This is a genomic window from Xanthomonas sp. AM6, assembly GCF_025665335.1.
Lineage (GTDB): Bacteria > Pseudomonadota > Gammaproteobacteria > Xanthomonadales > Xanthomonadaceae > Xanthomonas_A.
This window is the reverse complement of sequence record NZ_CP106869.1, coordinates 4,639,390-4,661,934: the sequence shown is the minus strand read 5'-3', so window position 1 is coordinate 4,661,934 and position 22,545 is coordinate 4,639,390. Positions and strand designations below refer to the sequence as shown.

Sequence of the window (22,545 nt, the reverse complement as noted above, 5' to 3'; positions counted from 1 at the left end):
CCATGCGCACGCACGGAACGTTGATCAAGTGGGACGAGGCGCGGGGCTTCGGCTTCGTGCGCTCGGCGCATGGCGATGCCGAGGTGTTCGTGCACATTGCGGAGTTCCCGCGCGACGGGGTGCGTCCGCGGCTCGGCGAGTTGATTTCGTTCGATCTGGAGCAGGATGCGGAAGGACGGCCACGTGCGGTGCGGGTGATGCGCCCGGGGCGCGCGCCGGCCAGGCACGCGCGTCATGCCGCCGCCGACGCGCCGCGCCGCAGCGTGTTCGGCCGCGTGCTGGCGGTGCTGCTGGTGCTCGGCATCGGCGTCTATGCGTATTGGCTGGTGGTCGCGCCGCGCCCGGCTACCGGGCCGGGACCGGACGTGGCCGCGCCGACCGCGGCCACGGTGGCCACGCCGCCCAGGCCGCGCTTCCAGTGCGACGGACGCACCCATTGCGCGCAGATGACCTCGTGCGAGGAGGCGACCTATTTCCTGCGCAACTGCCCAGGCGTGCAGATGGACGGCAACCACGACGGCGTGCCGTGCGAGCGGCAGTGGTGCCACTGACGCATTGCATCGGATACGGTCGGCCAGCGCGACCTGGGCGGCGCTCCCGCAGCCTCCGTCGCGTTCGCGGCACGTGATCAGGGGCTGCTTCGGGTGTCCGGACGCGCTGCCGCGGCCTTGACCGCGCCGTGATACCGGCTTCGCTAAGGTCGGGTTCCCCGCACAGGTTGTCTCCATGTCCGAGCCTCGACTTCCCCCCGCCAAGACCCGCGCGCTGTCGCTGGGCTTCTTCGCGTTCGTCGCGGCATTCGCCGCCGTTCTCTGGTCTCTGGTGCGCCCGTACGGCGCGGTGTACTTCTTCCCGGTGCATTTCCTGGTCGGGCTCGGGTTGCCGTTCCTGTTCTACGCGCTGGGCGCGAACCGCGCCTGGTTCCTGCTCGGCCTGGCGGTGACGGCGATCGTGCTGGTCGTGTTGAACCTCTGGGGCCACGACCTCGGCGGCGCTGCGCCGCGGGTGTTCGACTGGGCGCACGGGTTCGCCGGCTTGCTCGGACTGGTCCTGGCCTACGGCGTGTTCCGCATGTCCAGCCGCGCCCGCCAGCGGCACGCGCCTTCCGCGCTGCGCTGAATCGCGCTCAGCCGGTTTCTTCGCCGCGCGCGAACGGCGCCAGCCGCAGCTTGACCCGATGCTCGACGCCGGCCGGGCACTGTCCCGGCGCCGGCCCGCGGAAGTAGCTGCGCTGCCAGCCTTCGCGCTGGGCCGCTGGATCGGCCTGCGCCAGGTCGTGCAGGAACTGGCCGCGGCTGCGCATCCACGCCTGGTAGTCGCGTTCCAGTTCCGGGGTCTGCGACAACGGCTGCCAGCGCGGTTCGGTCTCGGCCAGTACCCGACGCTGCACCGGGAAGAAATGGCAGAACGGCTCGCCGGCGTCGAAGCGCACCCGCCCGGGACGGGTGAACTGCCAGTTCATGGTGAAGGTGTACGGACTCCAGTCGGTCTCGATCAACCCGGTCAGCCCGGCGATGCCGTCCTTGGGCCGGTTGACCGGCGCGGTCACGTACAGGTCCACGCCCGGTTCGGTACGGAACAGGCAGGGCACGTGGAAGGTCAGCACGCCGTAGCCGAAATGGCTGACCGCCGGCGCATGGCTGCCGGCGTCGGCGTGGAGGCGGATCGCATCGAGCGCGTTGCCGCCGCTCCACTCGGCCTCGAATCCGCTCTGGCACAGCAGCTCCCAGCCGTGCGCGTTGGCGATGTCCAGCGGCAGGCAACGGTAGGCGTAGCGCTGGTCGGTGCGGTCCATCCACGGCCGCTCGCGCGGCGCCGGGCGCACGTCGAGGGTATGGCCGTCGAGGACGTGAGCGGTGAGTTTCATGGCGGCATCGGCTGGGGACGAGCGCCGAGTGTGACCTGTCGGCACCGGCATGGCGACCGCTGCCGGCGATGCGGGGCAGCCAAGTCAAGCATCGCGCCCGCAGCGCATGCGGGACACTTGCCACGAAGGCGTGCGCTCAGGCCGCCTCGAAATCCAGCAGCGCCACGCCGTCGCCGACCAGTTCGCCCTCGCGCACGCGATAGCCGTGCACCGTGCCGTCGGCCGGGGCCTGCAAGGTGTGCTCCATCTTCATCGCCTCCAGCACCAGCAGCGGCGTGCCGCGCGCCACCTGCGTGCCGGGCGCGACCAGCAGGGCGACCACGCGGCCGGGCATCGGCGCGGTCAGCCCGCCGCCGTCGGCGACCGGCTGGTCGGCCTCGGCCACCGGGTCGTGCAGGTCGAACAGCTGCGCCTGGCCATCGACGAACAGGTGCAGGCGGCTGCCGGCGAACACCGCGTCGGCGGCGACGCGCTGCGCATCGAGCTGCGCCTGCAGGCGGCCGTCGTGCAGTCGGCCGGAGGCGTGCACGGCCGCACCGCTGGCGCTGTCGTGCACGCGCCAGCCCGCGTCGGTCGCGGTCGCGCGCAACGTGCGGCGGGTCTCGCCCTGTTGCAGGATCAGGTTGCGCGGCGCGGCGGCGCCCAGGCGCCAGCCGTCGCGCAGGTCCCAGGGCGAATGCGGATCGACCGCCTGCGCGGCGTCGGCATGCTCATGCAGCAGCCAGGCCAGCGCGGCCAGGGTCCAGGCCGAGTCGGCGGTGGCCGGCTCGGCCTCGAACAGCGCCGCGTGCTCGCGTTCGATCAGCGCGGTATCCAGATCGGCGCTTGCGAACGCCGCGGTGCCGACCAGGCGCTGCAGGAACGCGGCGTTGGTGGCCACGCCGACCACCTGGCACGCCGCCAGCGCCGCCTGCATGCGCCGCAGCGCGCGTTCGCGGGTCTCGTCCCAGACGATCAGCTTGGCGATCATCGGGTCGTAGTGCGGGCCGATGACGTCGCCCTGTTCGACGCCGGCATCGACCCGGGTATGCGCGTCCGTGGCTGGCAGGCGCAGGTGCTGCAGCGTGCCGGTGGAGGGCAGGAAGCCGCGCGCCGGGTCCTCGGCGTACAGCCGCGCCTCCAGCGCATGGCCGCGGATCGCCAGCTCGTGCTGGCGCCTGGGCAGCGGCTGGCCTGCGGCCACGCGTAATTGCCACTCGACCAGATCGGTGCCGGTGATGCACTCGGTGACCGGGTGCTCCACCTGCAGCCGCGTGTTCATTTCCATGAAGTAGAACGCGCCGTCGGGCGCGACGATGAACTCCACCGTGCCGGCGCCGACGTAGCCGACCGCGCGCGCCGCTTCCACCGCGGCCTGGCCCATCGCCGCGCGGCGTTCGGCGTGCATGCCCGGCGCCGGCGCCTCTTCCAGCACCTTCTGGTGGCGGCGCTGCACCGAGCAGTCGCGCTCGAACAGGTAGACCTGCTCGCCCTGGCTGTCGCCGAACACCTGGATCTCGATGTGCCGTGGCCGCAGCACGTATTTCTCCACCAGCACGTGGGCGTTGCCGAACGCGGCCTGCGCCTCGCGCTGGCAGGCGGCCAGCGCGGCGGCGAAGTCCTCGCTGCGGTCGACCCGGCGCATGCCCTTGCCGCCGCCGCCGGCGCTGGCCTTGATCAGCACCGGATAGCCGATGGCGTCGGCCTGTGCGCGCAGGAACTCCGGCTCCTGCCGTTCGCCGTGGTAGCCCGGGGTCAGCGGCACGCCGGCGGCGTGCATCAGCGCCTTGGCCGCGCTCTTGTCGCCCATCGCGCGGATCGCCGCCGGCGGCGGGCCGATGAACACGATGCCGCGCGCGGCGCAGGCCTCGGCGAAGTCGGCGTTCTCGGACAGGAAGCCGTAGCCGGGATGGATCGCCTGCGCGCCACTGGCCTGGGCGGCATCGAGGATGCGTTCGCCGCGCAGGTAGCTGTCGCGCGCGGGCGCGGCGCCGATGTGGATGGCTTCGTCGGCCAGGCGCACATGGCGCGCGTCGCGATCGGCGTCGGAGTAAACGGCGACGCTGGCGATGCCGAGCTTGCGGCAGGTGGCGATCACGCGGCAGGCGATCTCGCCGCGATTGGCGATCAGGATCTTGTCGAACATCGGCAGGTCGGGCGTGGCCATGGTCAGTTGCCTGGAGAAAGGGTGTCGTACGTTGCTATTGCAGTTGCAGTTGCAGTTGCAGTTGCAGTTGCATTGGCTGTTGTCATCGCTTTTGACTTACCGGGTTCCCTTCCGCAGCGGCGGCCATGGCGGGGAAAAACCCCGAAGGGGCGGCGCACAGGGATGTGCGCCGTTCGCGGCAGGGGCAGGATGCCCCTGCCGCGAATCCCCGTCATGGACGCGGACCCGGAGCGCGCAGCGCGGAGGGCGCGAGGCAGGGCGCGCTTTCTTTTGGTTACTTTTCTTTGCGCGAGCAAAGAAAAGTGACTCGCCGTAAGGCGAAAGCTTTTGCTTTTGCGGTTGCCGTTAGCTTGGTTCTGGTATTGGTGTTTTGAAGCTTTGAAGCAAGAGCAACAGCTTCCGCTGGCGCGGGTCACTTTTCTTTGCTTGTGCAAAGAAAAGTAACCAAAAGAAAGCACACCCCACAGCGCGCCCTCCGCGCTACGCGCTCCGGGTCCGCAGGCCCAACGGGCATTTTTCGACGGCACATCCATGTGCCGGCGAAAAACGACGCGCATCCTGCGCGTCGCCCTTCGGGTATTCGCCCGCCGGGCCTGCCGCGCCGAGGGGGCCCGGTAAATCAAAAGCGAAGCAAGAGCAGGAGCAACGGCAACAGCAACAGCAGGAGCTGGGCCTGCTGCGTGCATGGCGTCCGCGGCGGCCACCGGCCGCGCCGCATTGCAAGCCGGGCGGGGATGCCCGCTCACATCCGGAACACCCCGAACCGGGTCGGCTCCGCCGGCGCATTCAACGCCGCCGACAGGCCCAGGCCCAGCACCCGCCGCGTCTGCGCCGGATCGATGATGCCGTCGTCCCACAGCCGCGCACTGGCGTAGTACGGATGGCCCTGGCGTTCGAACTGCTCGCGGATCGGCGTCTTGAAGGCGGTCTCGTCCTCGGCCGGCCATGTGCCGCCCTTGGCCTCGATGCCGTCGCGCCGCACCGTCGCCAGTACGCTCGCCGCCTGTTCCCCGCCCATCACCCCGATGCGCGCGTTCGGCCACATCCACAGGAAGTTCGGCGAATACGCGCGGCCGCACATGCCGTAGTTGCCGGCGCCGAACGAGCCGCCGATCACCACCGTGAACTTGGGCACCTTCGCGCAGGCCACCGCCATCACCAGCTTGGCGCCGTCCTTGGCGATGCCGCCATGCTCGTACTTGCGCCCGACCATGAAGCCGGTGATGTTCTGCAGGAACACCAGCGGGATGCCGCGCTGCGCGCACAGTTCGATGAAGTGCGCGCCCTTCAGCGCCGACTCGGAGAACAGGATGCCGTTGTTGGCGACGATGCCGACCGGATAGCCGTGCAGGTGCGCGAAGCCGGTGACCAGGGTGGTGCCGTAGCGCGCCTTGAATTCGTCCAGGCGCGAGCCGTCCACCACGCGCGCGATGACTTCGCGCACGTCGAACGGCTTGCGCGGGTCGGCCGGGATCACCCCGTACAGTTCCTCGGCCGGATACAGCGGCGGCTCCGGCGCGCGCAATGCCAGCGCCGGCGCGGGCTTGCGCCAGTTGAGCTGGGCCACGATCGCGCGCACCCGCGCCAGCGCCTGCAGGTCGTTGTCGGCGAAATGGTCGGCCACGCCGGAGATGCGCGTGTGCACGTCGGCGCCGCCCAGTTCCTCTGCGCTGACTTCCTCGCCGGTGGCCGCCTTCACCAGCGGCGGGCCGCCGAGGAAGATGGTGCCCTGCTCGCGCACGATCACCGTCTCGTCGCTCATCGCCGGCACGTAGGCGCCGCCGGCGGTGCACGAGCCCATCACGCAGGCGATCTGGGCGATGCCCTGCGCCGACAGGTTGGCCTGGTTGTAGAAGATGCGGCCGAAGTGGTCGCGGTCCGGGAACACCTCGTCCTGCAGCGGCAGGAACGCGCCGCCCGAATCGACCAGGTAGATGCACGGCAGCCGGTTCTGCTGCGCGATCTCCTGCGCGCGCAGGTGCTTCTTCACCGTCATCGGGTAGTAGGTGCCGCCCTTGACCGTGGCGTCGTTGGCCACGATCACGCATTCCACCCCGGACACGCGGCCGATGCCGGCGACCACGCCGGCGCACGGCACCTCGTCGGCGTACAGGCCCAGCGCGGCGAGCGGGGCGATTTCCAGGAACGCGCTGCCCGGGTCGAGCAGCGCGTCGATGCGTTCGCGCGCCAGCAGCTTGCCGCGCGCCTGGTGCTTGGCGCGAGCGGCCTCGCTGCCGCCCTGGGCGATGCGCGCCTGGGTCTGCTGCAGGTCGTCGACCACCGCGCGCAGCGCCGCGGCGTTGGCGGCGAAGACGTCGCTGCCGGGTTGCAACTGGGTCTGGATCACGCTCATGGGGCACGGGACCGTGGAGATGGAAGGAAGGCAATGTCTGTAGGAGGGGTTCAACCCCGACGCTTTTCCGGGAAAGCTTCGTCGCGGCTGAAGCCGCTCCTACAGTGGAGCGGGCCGCAGATTGCGCGACTGGCTCACTTGGTGCGCTCGAACAGCTCGCGGCCGATCAGCATGCGGCGGATCTCCGAGGTGCCGGCGCCGATCTCGTACAGCTTGGCGTCGCGCCACAGGCGCCCGGTCGGGTAGTCGTTGATGTAGCCGTTGCCGCCGAGCACCTGGATCGCCTGGCCGGTGAGCCAGGTGGCCTTCTCGGCGGCGTACAGGATCGCGCCGGCGGCGTCCTGGCGGGTGGTGCGGCCGGCGTCGCAGGCGCGCGCCACCGCGTACACGTAGGCGCGGCAGGCGTTGAGGCCCACGTACATGTCGGCCAGCTTGCCCTGCATCAGCTGGAAGCTGCCGATCGCCTCGCCGAACTGGCGGCGCTCGTGCACGTACGGCATCACCACGTCCATCGCCGCGGCCATCAGCCCCAGCGGGCCGCCGGACAGCACCAGCCGCTCGTAGTCCAGGCCCGACATCAGCACGCGCACGCCGCCGCCGACGCTGCCCAGCACGTTCTCCGCCGGCACTTCGCAATCCTGGAACACCAGTTCGCAGGTGTTGGAGCCGCGCATGCCGAGCTTGTCCAGCTTCTGCGCGGTGCTGAAGCCGGGCATGCCCTTCTCGACCAGGAAGGCGGTGATGCCGCGCGCACCGCCGGCCGGGTCGGTCTTGGCGTAGACCACCAGCACGTCGGCGTCCGGGCCGTTGGTGATCCACATCTTGTTGCCGTTGAGCACGTAGTGGTCGCCGCGCAACTCGGCGCGCAGTTTCATCGACACCACGTCCGAGCCGGCGCCCGGCTCGCTCATCGCCAGCGCGCCGACGTGCTCGCCGCTGCACAGCCTGGGCAGGTAGCGCGCCTTCTGCGCTTCGCTGCCGTTCTTGCGCAACTGGTTCACGCACAGGTTCGAATGCGCGCCGTAGGACAGGCCGATCGCGCCGGACGCGCGCGAGATCTCCTCCATCGCCACCACGTGCGCCAGGTAGCCCATGGCGCTGCCGCCGTATTCTTCTTCGACGGTCAGCCCCAGCAGGCCCTGCTCGCCGAGCTTGCGCCACAGCGGCGCCGGGAACGCGTTGTCGCGGTCGGCGTGTTCGGCCAGCGGCGCGATCTCGCGCGCGGCGAAGGCGGCCACCGTGTCGCGCAGCAGGTCGATGTCCTCCCCCAGTTCGAAATTCAACGACGGCATCAGCATGGCGGGCGAGCTCCGGAAGGCGGGCGTGCGGCGGATGGGGCGCCTAGAATCCAGGCGGCGCCAGGGCAAGGGCGCCAGCGTAGCCGGGATCGGCGAAGAAGTGAACAACAATTCATTAATTGAACCTAGAATCACCCCATGGCCTACAAACGCTCCGCGCTGATGGAAGAACGCCTCGCCGGCAACCGCCAGCGGATCCTGCTGGCGGCGCGCCGGCTGGTCGCCGCCGGCGGCTTCCGCGGCGCGCCGGTGACCGCGGTGGCGGCCGAGGCGGGGGTATCCACCGGACTGATCTACCGGCACTTCCCGTCCAAGGCCGAGCTGTTCGTCGAGGTGCTGACCGCGGCGGTGGACCACGAACTGGCGATCCTGCACGGCATCGCCGCCGAACCGGCGCCGGCGGCGCAGCGGCTGCGCGCGGCGATCGCCTCGTTCGTGCGCCGCGCACTGGCCGGACCGGGGCTGGCCTACGCCTTCATCGCCGAACCGGTGGAGCCGGAGGTGGACGCCGAGCGCATCCGCTGCCGGCGCCTGTTCGGCGACCTGTTCAAGGGCATCCTGGCCGACGGCGTGGCCGCCGGCGAATTCCCGGCGCAGGACCTGGACGCGGCGGCCGCGTGCCTGGTCGGCGCCTACACCGAAGCCCTGGTCGGGCCGACCGCGCCCAGCCGCGACGGCCCGCGCGACAGCGAACGCCTGGTCGAGGCGGTGTGCGGCTTCTGCCTGCGCGCGGTCGGCAGTGCGCAGGCGCCATAGCGTTGCCGGCATAGCCACGGTCCGGCGGGCGCGCAGGGGTGTCGATGCGAACGGGCCTGGCGCGAGTGCGCCGGGCTGTGCCGCGCGGCATTGCTCGCCGATGCGAGGTTGGGTGCACTGCAGGAGGAAGCAGCCCCGACGGCATGCGAAGGCCGACGGCCTGCCGCCGCGTTTGTCGCGGCTGAAGCCGCTCCTGCAGGGAGCGGCGAATACCGGTCGCCCGCACGCGTCGACCAGCCGCGGCGGCGTTGTGGCACGCGGCCCAACTGCTGCGATGCAGCACACATCGTCTGCGATCCGCGGCGCCGCCGGGCTGCCGTGCGCGGCAAACGCTGGCTATACTCGGCCGCGTAGCAGTGGTCGGTCTCCACGTGCCAAAGGGGTGTGATGTGCGGAATTACGACCTCGAATTTCTCAAGCGGTTCTCGTTGGTGATCGGCCTGCTGGTCGTCATCACCCTCGGCCTGATCGTGTTCGCGGCCTACCTGCAGCGGGCGATCCCGCCGGAGGTCTCGCCGGTGGCGCTCAAGCGCACCGAGGAACGCATCGCGCCGGCCGGCGCGGTCTATGCCGGCAGCACCGGCGCCGCGGCGCAGGCCGCCGCGCAGGCGGCGGCGCTGGCCAAGGCGTCCGCGCAGGTCGCCTACGGCGGCACCACCGACGGCAAAGTGATCTTCGACAACCTGTGCACCGCCTGCCACACCACCGGCGTCGGCAAGGCGCCGACCCTGGACCATTCGCATTGGGACGCGCGCATCGCGCAAGGCAAGGACACGCTGTACAAGCACGCGATCGAGGGCTACACCGGCCCCGATGGCGGGATCATGCCGCCCAAGGGCGGCAATCCGGCGCTCAGCGAAGCGCAGGTCCACGCCACGGTCGACTGGATGCTGGCCAACCTGAAATAATCCGCAAGCCCTGTCCACGCGGGTTGCAGCGCCGCCTCCGGGCGGCGCTTTCGTATTCGATGCCGGCCCTGCGCCGGCGAGCTAAGGAGAGTGATCGCATGCGCGTACTGCCCCCGCTGTTGTCCTTGTTGCTGGTTGCCGGCGCCCCCGCCGCCCACGCCCTGTCGCCGCCGCCGCTGGTCCCGATCGGGCAGTTGCGGCCGGCCGATACCGGGCAGAACGTGGTGTTCGAAGGCGTGGTCACCGCGCGCGTGGAGGCCGGCGGCGCGGGCTACCTGGTGCAGGACGCCGGCGACGGCGATCCGCTCACCGCCGACGCGCTGCTGGTGCGCGGCGACGCCGCCGAGCTGGCGCCGGGCGACCGGGTGCGGGTGTGGGGCGAACTGGCGCCGCGGCGCGCGTCCGGCCCGGCGCCGGCCAGCGTGCCGTTCGCCGGGCGCAGCGTGCGCGAGGCCGGGCACACGCTGCTGGCGCGCGCGCAGCCGTTGCCACTGCAGGTGCTCGACGCCGCGCCGGCCGACTGGTCGGCGCTGGCCGGCATGCGCGTGCGCATCGACGCGGCGCTGACCGTGGTCGATACCGATGCGCTGGCCAAGGCGGGCGAACTCGGCGTCGCCTTCGGCGGGCGCCTGTGGCAGCCCAGCGAGATCGCCGTCCCCGGCAGTGCCGAGCACGCCGCCGCGGTCGCCGACAACGCGCGGCGCCTGCTGCGCCTGGGCGAGGCCGGCGCGCATGCGCCCGACAGCCTGCCTGCCTACCTGGGCACGGGCGAGGCCGCCGCCGCGCCGCGCGCCGGGGCGACGCTGTCGGGCGTGGAAGGCATCGTCGGCGGCGTGGTCGATGGCGCCGCGCGGCTGTATCCGACCGCGCCGCTGCAGCTGACGCCGCCGCCGGCCCCGGCGCCGCCGCAGGTCGCCGGCACGCTGCGCGTGGCCGCGTTCAACCTGGAGAATTTCTTCAACGGCGACGGCCGCGGCGGCGGCTTCCCGACCCAGCGCGGCGCGCGCACCGCCGCCGAGTACCAGGCGCAGCTGGCCAAGCTGGTCGCCACCATCCGCCCGCTGCAGGCCGACGTCGCCGCGCTGATGGAACTGGAGAACGACGGCTACGGGCCGACCTCGGCGATCGCCGCACTGGTGGCCGCGCTCAACGCCGGCGATGGCGGCGACTGGCGCTTCGTCGATGCCGGGCGCGGCCCGGGCGACAACCCGATCCGGGTCGGCCTGATCTACCGCGCCTCGCGGGTCAGCCTGGTCGGCAAGCCGGCGGTGCTGGAGGGCGGCCCGTTCGCCACCCACAGCCGGGTGCCGCTGGCGCAGGCGTTCCGGCGCGGCAACGGGCAGCCGTTCGTGGTCGTGGCCAACCACTTCAAGTCCAAGGGCTGCGGCGAGGCGGCCGCCGACGATGCCGACCGCGGCGACGGCCAGGGCTGCTGGAACGCCACCCGCACCGACTCGGCGCGGCGCCTGGACGCCTGGCTGCGCACCGACCCGACCGGCAGCGGCGCCACCGCCAGCGTGCTGCTCGGCGACTTCAACGCCTACGCGATGGAAGACCCGCTGCGCCTGCTGCGCGACGCCGGCTGGCGCGATGCGCTGGCGCAGGCGCACGTCGAACAGCCCTACAGCTTCGTCTACCGCGGCCTCAGCGGCCGCCTCGACCATGCCCTGCTGAGCCCGGCGCTGGCGCCGCTGCTGCGCGGCGCCGCCGAATGGCACGTCAACGCCGACCTGCCGGAACAGGACGGCTACCGCGAACGCAACCTGCCCGGACCGTGGCGCAGCTCCGACCACGATCCGCTGCTGCTGGGCCTGGAGCTGTGAGGGCCGGGATTCGTGAAGGCCGGGATTCGGGATTGGGGATCGGGGATTCGTTGAAGCGCGAGGCGCGAGCTGCGGCCTGGCAGGCCGCGCTCAATTGAATCCAGGAACGGTGGACGAGGCGTCCCCCCCGCTCTTGCCAATCCCGAATCCCCCATCCCCACTCCCGGCCCTACGCCCGATGCCGGCGCCAGTTCCAGATGTGCGCGCTGGCCAGGGCCAGGCTGCCGGCCACGGTGATGGCGGTTTCGGCGTGTTCGCTGGGCCAGCCCAGGGCGCCGGCCAGCAGTCCGCCCAGGCCCAGCGCCGCCAGCGTCCACAGCGGCCACGGCAGCGGGCGCTGCCGCTGTGCGCGCCACAGCGCCAGCCCGGCCAGCGGCAACGCGAGCGCCACGAACAGCCCGTGCACCCATTCGGCCTGCGCCCACACGCCGAACAACGGCAGCGCCGCGGCGAGCAATGGCAAGGCCAGGCAATGCAGCAGGCACAGCCCGGACAGGACCACGGCGGACGCATCGAAGAAGGGCTGGGGGAGGGATCTCATGGGGGCGGCTCCGGGACTTGTAGTGTTATATAGTAACATTTTCCCCGCGACGTCCAGGCTCCCGCGTCGCCTGCGCAGTCACCCCGCTACCAGCCGTGAAGCGCGGCCGTTTGCAGCGTGGTCCTGGAAGGCGTGGTTCCCGGCCGGTGCCATCGGTGTTCCAGGGCTCGCTCCTCGATCCGCCTATGCGCGGTCCTGCGGCGCATGCGCCCGCCGCACCGCGGTCAGCCGCGCGCACCGACCGCGATCAGCACGATCGCCAGCAGCGCCAGTACCAGCCCGGCGCGATTCCACGCGCTGGTCTTCTCGCCGAACGCGAGCATCCCGAGCAGCGCGCCGAGCACGATCACGCCGAGGTTCATCGCCGCGAACACCACCGCCGGGCTGTCCGGCAGCGCCTGGTGCGCACGCACGTAGAAGGCGATGTTGCCGAAGTTGAGCGCGCCCAGCAGCAGCCCGGCGCCGAGGTTGCGCCAGGCCAGCGGCGCGCTGCCGCGCACATGCCGCCACAGCTGCACGCCGAGCAGCAGCACGAAGGCGATCGCGAAGGCGACCAGCAGCGAGGCGGCGAACGGCGTGCCGGCCTGGGCGATGCGCTTGAGCAGCACGTCGATCAGGGCGAAGCCGGCCCATACCAGCAGCAGCCAGGGCGCGGCGCGCGCCGCGCCGGTGGCCGCCGGTGCCGGTCGGTGCACGATGCCGGCGATCGCCAGCAGGCCCAGCGCCAGCCCGGCCAGCTTGTAGCCGTTGGCGCGCTCGCCGAACAGCGCGAACGCCGCCGCCAGCGACAGCAGCAGCGACAGCCGCTGCGCCGCGTCGGTGCGCACGATGCCGGCCAGCGCCACCGCGCGGCCCAGCACCAGGAACAGCGCCGGCAGCAGCAGCGCCAGCCCGAGCAATTCCGCCCACGGCGCCTGCGCGCTGCGCAGCGTGGCCAGCGGCGGCTGCAGCAGCGCCGCGCACAGCAGCAGCGCCGCCAGATAGTTCCAGGTCACCGCCTGGGCCAGGTCGATGCGCCGGCGCGGCGCCAGCTTCAGCAGCGCCGAGACCAGCACGCTGCACACCACACTCAGGAAAACGAACGCCACGCGCAGGGGATCCGGTCGGGGAAGAGAACGCTGCGTGCGCACGGCCTGCATGTGGCCTGCACCCAGCCCCGGTATTATGACCGCATGACTTCTCCCGCTTTCCCCACCGAATCCGGCGCGTTGCTGCTGGACGGCCCCGCCGGCCCGATCGAGGTCGCGGTCGATCTGCCCGAGGCAGGCACGGCCGTGCTGCCGGTCACCGCGATCGTCTGCCATCCGCTGTCCACCGAGGGCGGCACCATGCACAACAAGGTGGTGACGATGGTCGCGCGCGCGCTGCGCGAACTCGGCGTGCGGGTGGTGCGCTTCAACTTCCGCAGCGTCGGCGCCTCGGCCGGCAGCTTCGACCACGGCGACGGCGAGCAGCAGGACCTGGCCGCGGTGGCGGCGTGGGTACGCGCGCAGCGCCCGCACGATGCGTTGTGGCTGGCCGGCTTCAGTTTCGGCGCCTACGTGTCGCTGCGCGCCAGCGCCGCGCTGCAGCCGCAGGCGCTGGTATCGATCGCGCCGCCCGCCGGGCGCTGGGATTTCGCCGGCGTGGAACCGCCGCCGCAGTGGCTGGTGATCCAGGGCGAGGCCGACGAGATCGTCGACCCGCAGGCCGTGTACGAGTGGCTGGAGACGCGGGAGCAGCAGCCCATGCTGGTGCGCATGCCCGACACCAGCCATTTCTTCCATCGCAAGCTGATCGACCTGCGCGGTGCCTTGCAGCACGGCGTCAAGGCATGGCTGCCGGGCAAGCCGGCGTGAGCGCCGCGCAGGCGCAGGCGCGCGCAGGGCGGTGCGCGCATCGCGGCGCGGGTGCATGCCGATGAGCGCCGCCGCTCCTTCGCAACGCTATGCCGAGGGCGTGGCGCGCGGCGACTGGCGCGACGATCCGGCGCAGCACGCCGCGCTGGCCGAACTGGACCGCATCCACGCCGCGATCGTGGACAGCGACCAGGACGGCTGGCTGGACCGCCTGTCCGCGTTCTGGAAGAAGCCCGAGTCGGTGCGCGGCCTGTATTTCTGGGGCGGCGTGGGCCGCGGCAAGACCTTCCTGGTCGACCTGTTCTACGACGGCCTGCCGATCGAGCAGAAGTACCGCACCCATTTCCACCGCTTCATGCGCGGCGTGCACGAGCGCCTGCGCGAGCACGCCGGGCAGAGCGATCCGTTGGCCAAGATCGCGCAGGAATGGCGCACCCAGTTGCGCGTGCTGGTATTGGACGAGTTCTTCGTCACCGACATCGGCGATGCGATGCTGCTGGCGCGGCTGCTGGAACGGCTGTTCGCCGAGGGCGTGACCCTGGTCACCACCTCCAACACCGCGCCGCAGAACCTGTACCTCAACGGCCTGCAGCGCGAGAGCTTCCTGCCGGCGATCGCGCTGCTGCAGAAGTACTGCGTGGAGCTGTACGCCGAAGGCACCGAGGACTACCGCATGCGCGCGCTGACCCGCTCGCCGGTGTACCGCGCGCCGCTGGATGCGCAGTCCGACGCATGGCTGGACGGACGCTGGGGCGAGCTCAGCGGCAACGAGGCCGCGCGCAGCGGCAACATCGTCATCGAGGCGCGCAAGATCCCGGTGCGCGGCCGCGGCAAGAGCATCGCCTGGTTCGATTTCGCCGCGCTGTGCGAAGGCCCGCGCGGGCCGTCCGACTACATCGAGATCGCGCGCGAGTTCAACACCGTGCTGCTCGGCGGCATCCCGCATTTCGACCGCATGAACGAAGATGCGGCGCGGCGCTTCGTCAACCTGATCGACGAACTGTACGACCGCCAGGTCAACCTGGTCTGCACCGCGCAGGACCCGCCGCCGCAGCTGTACAGCGGCGAGCGCCTGGCCGGCGCGTTCGAGCGCACCGCCTCGCGCCTGATCGAAATGCAGAGCGCCGAGTACCTGGCCACCGCGCACCGCGCCTGAGCGGCGATCTTGGCTGGGAGGCGATGGCCTTGGCGGGAGGGCGGCATGCCCGTGTCTCGTTAAGGGTCCTTGGGATGGCGGCTTTTGGTGGGCTCGGGTCACGGGCTGCGATGCTTTGGTGCCTGCCGAAGAATGGCGCTTGCGTTCGTCGCGGCTGAAGCCGCTCCCACAGTGCACCCGGCCACCATGCCCTCGGCTCCTGTAGGAGCGGCTTCAGCCGCGACCAACGAAGCCGCCACCGGCAGGCCACGCACTCCCGTCCGGGCCGGCGGCCGCAACGGGCGAGGCGGCGCCCGCGCCGGCCGATGCCGCCCGAAGAAAGTGCTTGCAATTAAATCGCGCGCTATGTAAATTGCGCCCATGCCGAAGCAACGCACTCCCGCCGAGATCCCCAGCCGCGACGCGGCGCTGCAGTTGGACCAGCAGCTGTGCTTTGCGCTGTACTCGGCCAACTTGGCCATGCACAAGCTCTACCGCGGCCTGCTGAAGTCGCTGGACCTGACCTATCCGCAATACCTGGTGATGCTGGTGCTGTGGGAGCAGGACGCGCGCACGGTCGGGGCGATCGGCGAGCGCCTGTTCCTGGACTCGGCCACGCTGACGCCGCTGCTGAAGCGGCTGCAGGCCGGCGGCCTGGTGACGCGGGAACGCTCGGCCGACGACGAACGCCAGGTCGTGGTGCGCCTGACCGCGGCCGGCCGCGCCTTGCGCAGCAAGGCCGGCGCGGTGCCCGAGCAGGTGTTCTGCGCCGCGGCCTGCTCGCTGCAGGACTTGCGCCAGCTCAAGCAGCAACTGGAAACCTTGCGCGGCAACCTGGGCGGCGGCTGAGGCCGTCGCCAGGCATGACGTTCCGTTAATTATGTAGTGTGCTATTAAATCGCTATCAATCAACCCGGCGCGTCGCGCCTCACCAGGAGCACCACCATGGCCTCACCCGAAAAGATCCTCTACACCGCCCACGCCACCGCGACCGGCGGCCGCGAAGGCCGCGCCGTCTCCTCCGACAAGGCGCTGGATGTGAAGCTGTCCACCCCGCGCGAGCTCGGCGGCGCCGGCGGCGACGGCACCAACCCGGAGCAGCTGTTCGCGGCCGGCTATTCGGCCTGCTTCATCGGCGCGATGAAGGCGGTGGCCGCGCAGGGCAAGCAGAAGCTGCCGGGCGAGGTCAGCATCGAAAGCAGCGTCGGCATCGGCCAGATTCCCGGCGGCTTCGGCATCGCGGTGGAACTGCGCATCGCCGTGCCGGGCATGCCGCGCGAGGAACTGCAGGCGCTGGTCGACAAGGCGCACCAGGTGTGCCCGTACTCCAACGCCACCCGCGGCAACATCGACGTGAACCTGGTCGTCCTCGACTGAGCGATGCCGCTTGCCCGAGAACCCCGTCGCGCGGCCTGCGCGGCGGGGTTCTTGCTGTCTGCGGTGTGACAGTGGCCGAGCCGCCATTGCGCATGTACCGCGGCGGCATCGTCGATTCGCCGCAGACGCTGAAAGAAGGCTTTTCAGCAGCCGAAGGCTGATCAAGGTAACTCGCCGCAAGGCGAAAGCTTTGCGCTTGCTCTTGCGGCAGCGCCAGCGGCAGCAGCAGCGGCAGCGCCAGCGGCTGAATCACTGTAGGAGCGGCTTCAGCCGCGACAGATGCGTTCCCCGCAATGCTTCGGTCGCGGCTGAAGCCGCTCCTACAAAATCAACACCAAAAGCAGAAGCTTCCGCGCTTGAGCGCGGTCACTTTCTTTGCTCGTGCAAAGAAAAGTGACCAAAAGAAGCGCTCTGCCACAGCCGAAGGCTGGTCAAGCACGCCCTGCCTCGCGCCCTCCGCGCTGCGTGCTCCGGGTCCGCGCCCATGACGAGGAATCGCGGCAGGGGCATCCCCCTGCCGCGAATGGCGCACATCCATGTGCGTCGCCCCTTCGGGATTTTTCCCCGCCATGGCCACCGCGTCGGCAGGGAACCCGGTAAGTCAAAAGCAAGAGCAAGAGCAACAGCAAGAGCAACAGCAAGAGCAACAGCAAGAGCAACAGCAAGAGCAACAGCAACAGCAAGAGGGCTCACTCGATCACGATGGCGGGAAAAATGACGGCGATGGACTGCATGCCATTGCGGCAGCGACCGCATCGCCTTCGTACCGGGCTGCCTTTGCCGTGCAGACGCGGCGCCATTGCTGTGCTGCAGATTGAGGCGGAACTGGGCCGATGTGATAGTGCGAAGGCCATCACTCTTGCGCGCGCCATGCTCAGCTCCGCCTACAACGCCGATACCGTGGCCGCCTTCATCCAGGGCGCGCGCCGCCTGCTGGTGCTTACCGGCGCGGGCATGTCCGCCGAGAGCGGGGTGCCGACCTTCCGCGGCCAGGACGACAGCCTGTGGGCGCGCTTCGATCCGCAGCAACTGGCCACCGAGGACGCCTGGCGGGCGGACCCGGCGCTGGTCTGGGGCTGGTACCGCTGGCGCATGGCGATCGTCGCGCAGGCGCAGCCGCATGCCGGGCATCACGCCCTGGTGCGCCTGGCCGGACTGAAGAGCACCACGCTGGCGACCCAGAACGTGGACGACCTGCACCAGCGCGCCGGCAGCGAGGTCGCCGCGCACGTGCACGGGCGCCTGTCGGCGTTGCGCTGCAGCGACTGCGGCCAGGCCTGGCACGGGCTGCTGCCGCCGATCGACGTGCAGGCGCCGACCCAGCGCCTGGCGCCGCCGGCCTGCGCGGCCTGCGGCGGCGCGGTGCGCCCGGGCGTGGTGTGGTTCGGCGAGGCGCTGCCGGCCGCCGACTGGGCGCGCGCCGAGAGCGCCGCCGACGCAGCCGACCTGGTGCTGGTGATCGGCAGTTCCGGCCTGGTGTATCCGGCCGCCGGGCTGCCGTTGCGCGCCAAGGAGCGCGGCGCCTGCGTGGTCGAGATCAATCCCGAACCCAGCGGCCTGTCCGCGCACGCCGACCTGCACTGGCGCGATCCCGCCGCACTGGCCTTGCCGCTGTTGCTGCAGCGCTGGCCGGCGGGCTGAAGTCAGGCCCAGGCGATCCGCGCCGGCAAGCGGTCAGCGCAACGAGCGCAGGAACGCGTCCACCGCGTCGGTATAGGCCGATGGCAGGCCCAGATCGTGATTGATCTCGGCGTGGCTGCGGTCCTGCGGCAGCACCTCGACGCGGATCCGCCGCGCGCTCGCCTTGTCGGCCAGGTGCCGGGCCTGCGCGCAGGCATCGGCACGGCGGCTGGAGCACACCGCCAGCAGCGGCGGCGCGGCGGTGCCCATCTGGTGGTACGGCGAGGCGGCGATCCAGTCGCTGCGGTCGCTGCCGAAGGCGCGGTCGTACAGCGGCAGGTGCCGCGCCTGCATCACCTGCTCCACGTCCATCGCCGCGCTGTCCAGCGCCACCGTGCCCAGCGGCGGGCGTGCGCCGGCCTGCGCCAGCAGCGTCGGCGACAGATCCAGCAGTGCCACCAGGTGCGCGCCGGCCGAGTGCCCCATCAACACCATCCGCCTGCCATCGGCGCCCCAACCGGCGGCCAGTGACTGCACCTTGGCCACGGCGAGCGCGACGTCGCCGGCCTGCTGCAGCGGCGTGGCCTGCGGCAGCATGCGGTAGTTCACCGAAACCAGCGCATAGCCCTGCGGCAGCCAGTGCGCGACCTTGTTGGCGGCGACCCCGGGATTGTCCTTGTCGCCGTTGGCCCAGCCACCGCCGTGCACCATCACCATCAGCGGTGCGTTGCGCGCATTGGCGGGCAGGTAGGCATCGAAACGTTGCGCCGGATCGGCGCCGTAGGCGACATCGCGCAGCACGCGCGTGCCGTCGGGCAGCGGCGCGCGCGGCGCGGCCGCCGACTGCGCCAGCCGCGCACGCAGGCGCTCGCGCAGGCGGCCATCCTGCGCATGCAGCGCTGCGGCGTGCAGCGCGGTCAGCAACAGCGTTACACCGAGCAAGGTGCGGGCGAGCGAGGTCATGGGCGAAATCCTTGGAGGGTGCAGGCGTGGGAGGGGAGGGCGGCGCGATGCGTTGCCGATGCGATTGCGCCGCGCGCGGCAACGGCTGGCGCGGCGCGCATGGCGGCCGGCGTCGCCACTGCGCCGCCGTTCATGCCTCGCGCACCCGCAGCGTCGCGCGCAGCCCGTGCGGGGCGGCATTGTCCAGGCGCAGCTCGCCGTGGTGCTGGCGGGCGACGCGCTCGACGATGGCCAGGCCCAGCCCGCTGCCGCCATGGCCGCCGTGCACGAACGGCTGCCGCGCGCTGGCGGCCAGCGCCGGGTCCAGCCCGGGGCCATGGTCGCGCACCTCGATGCGCCAGCCGTCGCCGTCGCGCGCCAGGCGCAACTGGAACGGGGCGGCGCCGTGGCGCTCGGCATTGCCGATCAGGTTGCCGAGCGCGCGCTGCAGCGCCATCGGCTTGGCGTACAGCGGCGCGTGCTCCGGCAATTCGACCTCCCAGGCCGCGCGCGTCGCGCCCAGCGCATGCCGGCACAGTTCGACCAGGTCCAGCGGCGCGCTGGCTTCGTCGCGGCCGTCGCGGGCATAGGCGATGAACTGCGCCAGGATCGCATCGATCTCGCCGATGTCGCGCTCCATGCCGTCGCGCAGCTCCGGCTCCACCTGCGGCAGCAGCGCCAGCGCGTACTGCAGGCGGGTCAGCGGCGTGCGCACGTCGTGCGAGATGCCGGCCAGCAGCAAGCTGCGCTCGGCCGCGGCGCTGCGCACGTCGGCGCTGGCATCGGCCAGGGCCCGCGCCAGGTCGCTCACCTCGCGCGGGCCGCCGCTGGCGATCGGCACGGCGCCGTCGCCACGCACGATATGCGGCGCCGCCTGGGCCAGCTGTCGCAGCGGCAACACCAGGCGCCGCGCGAAGTACGCCGCGGCCAGCCATACCAGCAGCGCGCAGGCGGCCAGCAACGCCACCGAGAAGCGGCGCACGCCATGGCCGCGGCGTTCGCTGGAAAACGCCACCCACAGCGGATCGGGCGTGGCCAGCTTGAGCCACACCGCACCGTCGTCGCCGCGACGCAGTTCGCGCCCCGCGCCGAGCTGGCCGGCGGCGCGCCGCTGCAGGTCATTCGCCAGCGGGCCTGTGCGCGTGGCGGCCGGCGGCGGACTGTGCCTGACCTGCAGACCGGCCTCGTGCAGGGCCGGCTCCAAGGCCGCGGCCGCCGGCGAGCGCTGCAGCGCCTCGGCGACATTGGCGAAACCGTCCAGCGTGCGCAGCAGCTGTTGCGCGGCCGGACGCAGCGCCAGTTCGCGGCCGAGCAGCAGCGCCAGCAGGCCGGCGCCGGCCAGCACCAGCGCGATCACCAGCGCCAGCTGCCCGAACAGGCTGCGCGGCCAGCCATCGCCTGCGTGGCGGACGCGGCTCATGGCGCGGTCTCCGGCGGCACGTACACGTAGCCGATGCCCCACACGGTCTGGATCAGCCGCGGCGTGCGCGCATCGTCTTCGAGCAGCTTGCGCAGCCGCGCCACGGTGACGTCGATGCTGCGCGCGAAGGCGTCGTGCTCGCGGCCGTGCGCCAGGCTCATCAGGCGGTCGCGGCTGAGCGGCTGCTGCGGATGCCGCAGCAGCACCGACAGCACCGCGAATTCGGCGGTGGTCAGCTTCAGCGGTTGACCGTCGCAGCTCAGTTCGCGCCGGCCCAGGTGCAGGCGGAAGCGGCCGAAGCCGATCTCGCCGCCGTCCGGTTGCGGCGCGCCGGCACCGGCCGGCCGCGTGCGGCGCAGCACCGCACGGATCCGTGCCAGCAGCTCGCGCGGGTTCACCGGCTTGGGCAGGTAGTCGTCGGCGCCGATCTCCAGGCCGACGATGCGGTCGATCTCGTCGCCCTTGGCGGTGAGCATCACGATCGGCGTGGTGTCGCCCTGGCCGCGCAGGCGCCGGCAGATCTCCAGGCCGTTCTCGCCGGGCAGCATCAGGTCCAGCACCACCAGGTCGTAATGGCCGCGCGCCAGCGCCTGCTGCAGCTGGGCGCCGTCGGCCACCGCCTTCACCGAGAAGTCCTGGCTTTCCAGGTAGCGGCGCAGCAGTTCGCGCAGACGCGCGTCGTCGTCGACCAGGAGCAAGCGGGCAGGGGCGTCGTTCATGGCCGCCACTATCGGCTGCGCCGCGGCTGTCCGGCAACGCCCGCCGCGCGGACTTTGTAAGCGGATGTTTCCGCCGCCGCCCGCAGAAACATCCGCTGGCCACGCTGCGACATCTTGCGTCCGCATGCGGCCTATCGTGGCTCCACCGCAGCGTTCCCCGCGCTGCTTCCCCGGAGAACCATGATGACCCTCTCGCTACGTAGCTCGATCCTGCTGTTCACCCTGGCCGCAGGCGGCCTGACCGCAGTGGCGGCGCCCGAGGCGCAGGCGCGCGAGCGCACCCGGACCCGCACCGCCAGCCACGTGGATGGCGCCCGCAGCGCCGCAGTGAATGCCAGCGCCAGCGGTGCCCACGGCAGCCGCACGCGGGCGCGGCAGTGGCAGGCCGACGGCCAGGGCAACGCGTCGGGCAGCAGCGGCGCAACCGCCAGCGGCGTCAACGGCGGCGCGGTCACGCGCCAGGGCAGCGCCTACCACAACGCCGACGGCAGCGCCGGTCGCCAGGGCAGCGCCAGCGTCGTCGGCGCCAACGGCGGCAGCGCCAGCAGCAGCGGCGGGTTCGCCCGCAGCGCCGACGGCAGCGTGACCGGCAGCCGCCAGACCAGCGCCACGGCCGCCAACGGCGCCAGTTACCAGGGCTCGACCACGGCCGCCGACGGCAGCGTCAGCCACACCGGGACCTGCACCACTGCCGCCGGCGAAGTCGTGGCCTGCCGTCCGTAGTCGCGCGCCGTGGTGCAGCGATCACATTCCCGGGGCGGCTTCGCCATCGACATCGCGCTGCGCCGCCGCGTGTTGCCGCGCGTGCCGCCGCGTTTCGTCCATTCCTTATCCCTTAGCCGAGGATCGCCATGAAGACAGCCATCATCCATGGAGTGCTGTGCAGCCTGCTGGCAGCCGGTACCGCCGCCGCCCAGACCGCGCCGACCGCCGCGCAGAAGCAGCAGCTGCAGCAGCGGCTGACGGCGGCCGACGCCAACGGCGACGGCCTGGTCAGCCGCAACGAGGCCGACGCGTCGCTGCCACGCATCGCCAGGCGCTTCGATGCGCTGGACAGCAACCACGACGGCCAGTTGTCGCCGGACGAACTGCGCGCGGCCATGCAGCAGGCCATGCAGCAGGCCGGACCGCGCTCGCGCTGAACTGAGCGGGACCCGCGTCCCTACGGCGGCCAGCGCCGCTTGCACCGCATGTTCGTGCGACCCGGGCCGCACACGGCTGGCGGCGGCCGCTGCGGCCGCCGTTCGGCCTGCCCGGCGTGCCGGTTGCCGGTGTCCTGCGCAACCGGCGCGGGCCGGCGCGCGCCGCCAGCCCCCGGTGGCCGCGTCGAGGCCTTTGCGGCATGGGCGCTGTGGCCCGTTCCAGGCCGGATCCAGCGTCCCGCCGCGGGGTTTCGCCGCGTCGCCACGGCAAACTCTTGCCCCGCTTGGGTTTTCGGCTTTTCGACTACATTTAGCGTTGACGACGCCCGGGCACCCCACTATCTTGTGGTGGTCGGTTCCAGCAGCCACCAGGCTGCGGGATCAAAAGGGAAGCCGGTGCGGCGCGCGAGCGCTCAGGCCGGCGCTGCCCCGCAGCGGTAATTGGGAACGAACCCGTCACCCGCACTGAGGCGTCCCGCCTTGGGAAGCGACGGGCTAGGAACCGGCCATTCGGCCGCCGCCCATAAGCCCGAAGACCTGCCGACAGCCGCGCGATGCACACAGCGCGGCGCCGACCGTTGAATCTCCGGGGGGAGATGGTCGGTGAAGCGGTGACCGCCCGCAGGCTCGCGCCTGCGCCGTCGCGGTCGCTGCGACACC

The 22,545-nt window shown here is 71.6% G+C and carries 22 protein-coding genes and 1 riboswitch; of the genes, 13 read left to right on the top strand and 9 right to left on the bottom strand.

Annotated features, from left to right (window positions below; all coding sequences use genetic code 11):
* Window positions 1-2 precede the first annotated feature (2 nt).
* Together OCJ37_RS20010 and OCJ37_RS20005 are read left to right on the top strand one after the other, a co-directional pair.
* Window positions 3-551 (top strand): excalibur calcium-binding domain-containing protein, encoded by a 549-nt coding sequence (locus OCJ37_RS20010; protein WP_263111428.1) that lies wholly within the window; start codon window positions 3-5, stop codon window positions 549-551.
* Between the two features lie 175 nt (window positions 552-726).
* Window positions 727-1,119, top strand: a complete 393-nt coding sequence (locus OCJ37_RS20005) for a hypothetical protein (protein WP_263111427.1) — start codon at window positions 727-729, stop codon at window positions 1,117-1,119.
* Between the two features lie 7 nt (window positions 1,120-1,126).
* Here the strand turns inward: OCJ37_RS20005 and OCJ37_RS20000 are convergent, their stop codons facing one another.
* From OCJ37_RS20000 to OCJ37_RS19985, 4 genes are all read right to left on the bottom strand, one after another.
* Window positions 1,127-1,867 (bottom strand): DUF6065 family protein, encoded by a 741-nt coding sequence (locus tag OCJ37_RS20000; RefSeq protein ID WP_263111426.1) that lies wholly within the window; start codon window positions 1,865-1,867, stop codon window positions 1,127-1,129.
* 136 nt (window positions 1,868-2,003) lie between these two features.
* Window positions 2,004-4,013 (bottom strand): acetyl/propionyl/methylcrotonyl-CoA carboxylase subunit alpha, encoded by a 2,010-nt coding sequence (locus OCJ37_RS19995; RefSeq protein ID WP_263111425.1) that lies wholly within the window; start codon window positions 4,011-4,013, stop codon window positions 2,004-2,006.
* 742 nt (window positions 4,014-4,755) lie between these two features.
* Complete coding sequence (locus OCJ37_RS19990) at window positions 4,756-6,366, bottom strand: carboxyl transferase domain-containing protein (RefSeq protein ID WP_263111424.1); 1,611 nt, start codon at window positions 6,364-6,366, stop codon at window positions 4,756-4,758.
* Window positions 6,367-6,500: 134 nt separating this feature from the next.
* On the bottom strand, window positions 6,501-7,664 hold the full coding sequence (locus OCJ37_RS19985; RefSeq protein WP_263111423.1) for an isovaleryl-CoA dehydrogenase: 1,164 nt from the start codon (window positions 7,662-7,664) through the stop codon (window positions 6,501-6,503).
* 138 nt (window positions 7,665-7,802) lie between these two features.
* Between OCJ37_RS19985 and OCJ37_RS19980 the strand changes: the two genes are divergently transcribed.
* From OCJ37_RS19980 to OCJ37_RS19970, 3 genes are all read left to right on the top strand, one after another.
* Window positions 7,803-8,420 carry a TetR/AcrR family transcriptional regulator gene (locus OCJ37_RS19980; RefSeq protein ID WP_263111422.1) on the top strand — a complete coding sequence of 206 codons (618 nt, stop codon included), beginning with the start codon at window positions 7,803-7,805 and terminating at the stop codon, window positions 8,418-8,420.
* Window positions 8,421-8,809: 389 nt separating this feature from the next.
* On the top strand, window positions 8,810-9,328 hold the full coding sequence (locus OCJ37_RS19975; RefSeq protein ID WP_263111421.1) for a c-type cytochrome: 519 nt from the start codon (window positions 8,810-8,812) through the stop codon (window positions 9,326-9,328).
* Between the two features lie 98 nt (window positions 9,329-9,426).
* Window positions 9,427-11,151 carry an ExeM/NucH family extracellular endonuclease gene (locus tag OCJ37_RS19970; RefSeq protein ID WP_263111420.1) on the top strand — a complete coding sequence of 575 codons (1,725 nt, stop codon included), beginning with the start codon at window positions 9,427-9,429 and terminating at the stop codon, window positions 11,149-11,151.
* Between the two features lie 169 nt (window positions 11,152-11,320).
* Here OCJ37_RS19970 and OCJ37_RS19965 read toward each other — a convergent pair whose 3' ends face one another.
* Window positions 11,321-11,692: a MerC family mercury resistance protein gene (locus OCJ37_RS19965; protein ID WP_263111419.1), complete on the bottom strand. Its 372-nt coding sequence runs from the start codon at window positions 11,690-11,692 to the stop codon at window positions 11,321-11,323.
* A 224-nt stretch (window positions 11,693-11,916) separates the two neighbouring features.
* Window positions 11,917-12,780, bottom strand: coding sequence for an EamA family transporter (locus OCJ37_RS19960; protein ID WP_263111418.1), 864 nt, complete (start codon window positions 12,778-12,780; stop codon window positions 11,917-11,919).
* An 84-nt stretch (window positions 12,781-12,864) separates the two neighbouring features.
* Between OCJ37_RS19960 and OCJ37_RS19955 the strand changes: the two genes are divergently transcribed.
* The 6 genes from OCJ37_RS19955 (at window position 12,865) to OCJ37_RS19930 (ending at window position 17,683) form a co-directional block, all read left to right on the top strand.
* Entirely contained in the window at window positions 12,865-13,530 is a 666-nt protein-coding gene (locus OCJ37_RS19955) for an alpha/beta hydrolase (RefSeq protein WP_263111417.1), read from the top strand.
* 61 nt (window positions 13,531-13,591) lie between these two features.
* On the top strand, window positions 13,592-14,686 hold the full coding sequence (zapE, locus tag OCJ37_RS19950) for a cell division protein ZapE (RefSeq protein ID WP_263111416.1): 1,095 nt from the start codon (window positions 13,592-13,594) through the stop codon (window positions 14,684-14,686).
* Between the two features lie 360 nt (window positions 14,687-15,046).
* Entirely contained in the window at window positions 15,047-15,514 is a 468-nt protein-coding gene (locus tag OCJ37_RS19945) for a MarR family winged helix-turn-helix transcriptional regulator (RefSeq protein WP_263111415.1), read from the top strand.
* Between the two features lie 96 nt (window positions 15,515-15,610).
* Window positions 15,611-16,042, top strand: a complete 432-nt coding sequence (locus OCJ37_RS19940) for an organic hydroperoxide resistance protein (protein ID WP_263111414.1) — start codon at window positions 15,611-15,613, stop codon at window positions 16,040-16,042.
* Window positions 16,043-16,611: 569 nt separating this feature from the next.
* Window positions 16,612-16,860: a hypothetical protein gene (locus tag OCJ37_RS19935; RefSeq protein WP_263111413.1), complete on the top strand. Its 249-nt coding sequence runs from the start codon at window positions 16,612-16,614 to the stop codon at window positions 16,858-16,860.
* Window positions 16,861-16,912: 52 nt separating this feature from the next.
* Window positions 16,913-17,683 carry an SIR2 family NAD-dependent protein deacylase gene (locus OCJ37_RS19930; RefSeq protein WP_263111412.1) on the top strand — a complete coding sequence of 257 codons (771 nt, stop codon included), beginning with the start codon at window positions 16,913-16,915 and terminating at the stop codon, window positions 17,681-17,683.
* 33 nt (window positions 17,684-17,716) lie between these two features.
* On the opposite strand, the gene OCJ37_RS19925 is transcribed toward OCJ37_RS19930, so the two are convergent.
* The 3 genes from OCJ37_RS19925 to ompR form a co-directional block, all read right to left on the bottom strand.
* Window positions 17,717-18,625, bottom strand: a complete 909-nt coding sequence (locus OCJ37_RS19925) for an alpha/beta hydrolase (RefSeq protein WP_263111411.1) — start codon at window positions 18,623-18,625, stop codon at window positions 17,717-17,719.
* Between the two features lie 130 nt (window positions 18,626-18,755).
* The gene (locus OCJ37_RS19920) at window positions 18,756-20,024 is read right to left on the bottom strand and encodes an ATP-binding protein (protein WP_263111410.1); all 1,269 of its coding nucleotides are present in this window, start codon (window positions 20,022-20,024) and stop codon (window positions 18,756-18,758) included.
* Window positions 20,021-20,743 (bottom strand): osmolarity response regulator transcription factor OmpR, encoded by a 723-nt coding sequence (gene ompR / locus OCJ37_RS19915; protein ID WP_263111409.1) that lies wholly within the window; start codon window positions 20,741-20,743, stop codon window positions 20,021-20,023. Before ompR ends, OCJ37_RS19920 begins: the two co-directional genes overlap by 4 nt.
* Window positions 20,744-20,926: 183 nt before the next feature.
* On the opposite strand from ompR, the gene OCJ37_RS19910 reads away from it, so the two are divergent.
* Both OCJ37_RS19910 and OCJ37_RS19905 read left to right on the top strand, forming a co-directional pair.
* Window positions 20,927-21,466 (top strand): hypothetical protein, encoded by a 540-nt coding sequence (locus OCJ37_RS19910; RefSeq protein WP_263111408.1) that lies wholly within the window; start codon window positions 20,927-20,929, stop codon window positions 21,464-21,466.
* Window positions 21,467-21,594: 128 nt separating this feature from the next.
* Window positions 21,595-21,885: an EF-hand domain-containing protein gene (locus tag OCJ37_RS19905; protein ID WP_263111407.1), complete on the top strand. Its 291-nt coding sequence runs from the start codon at window positions 21,595-21,597 to the stop codon at window positions 21,883-21,885.
* 336 nt (window positions 21,886-22,221) lie between these two features.
* Window positions 22,222-22,445: riboswitch (cobalamin riboswitch) on the top strand.
* Window positions 22,446-22,545 lie beyond the last annotated feature (100 nt).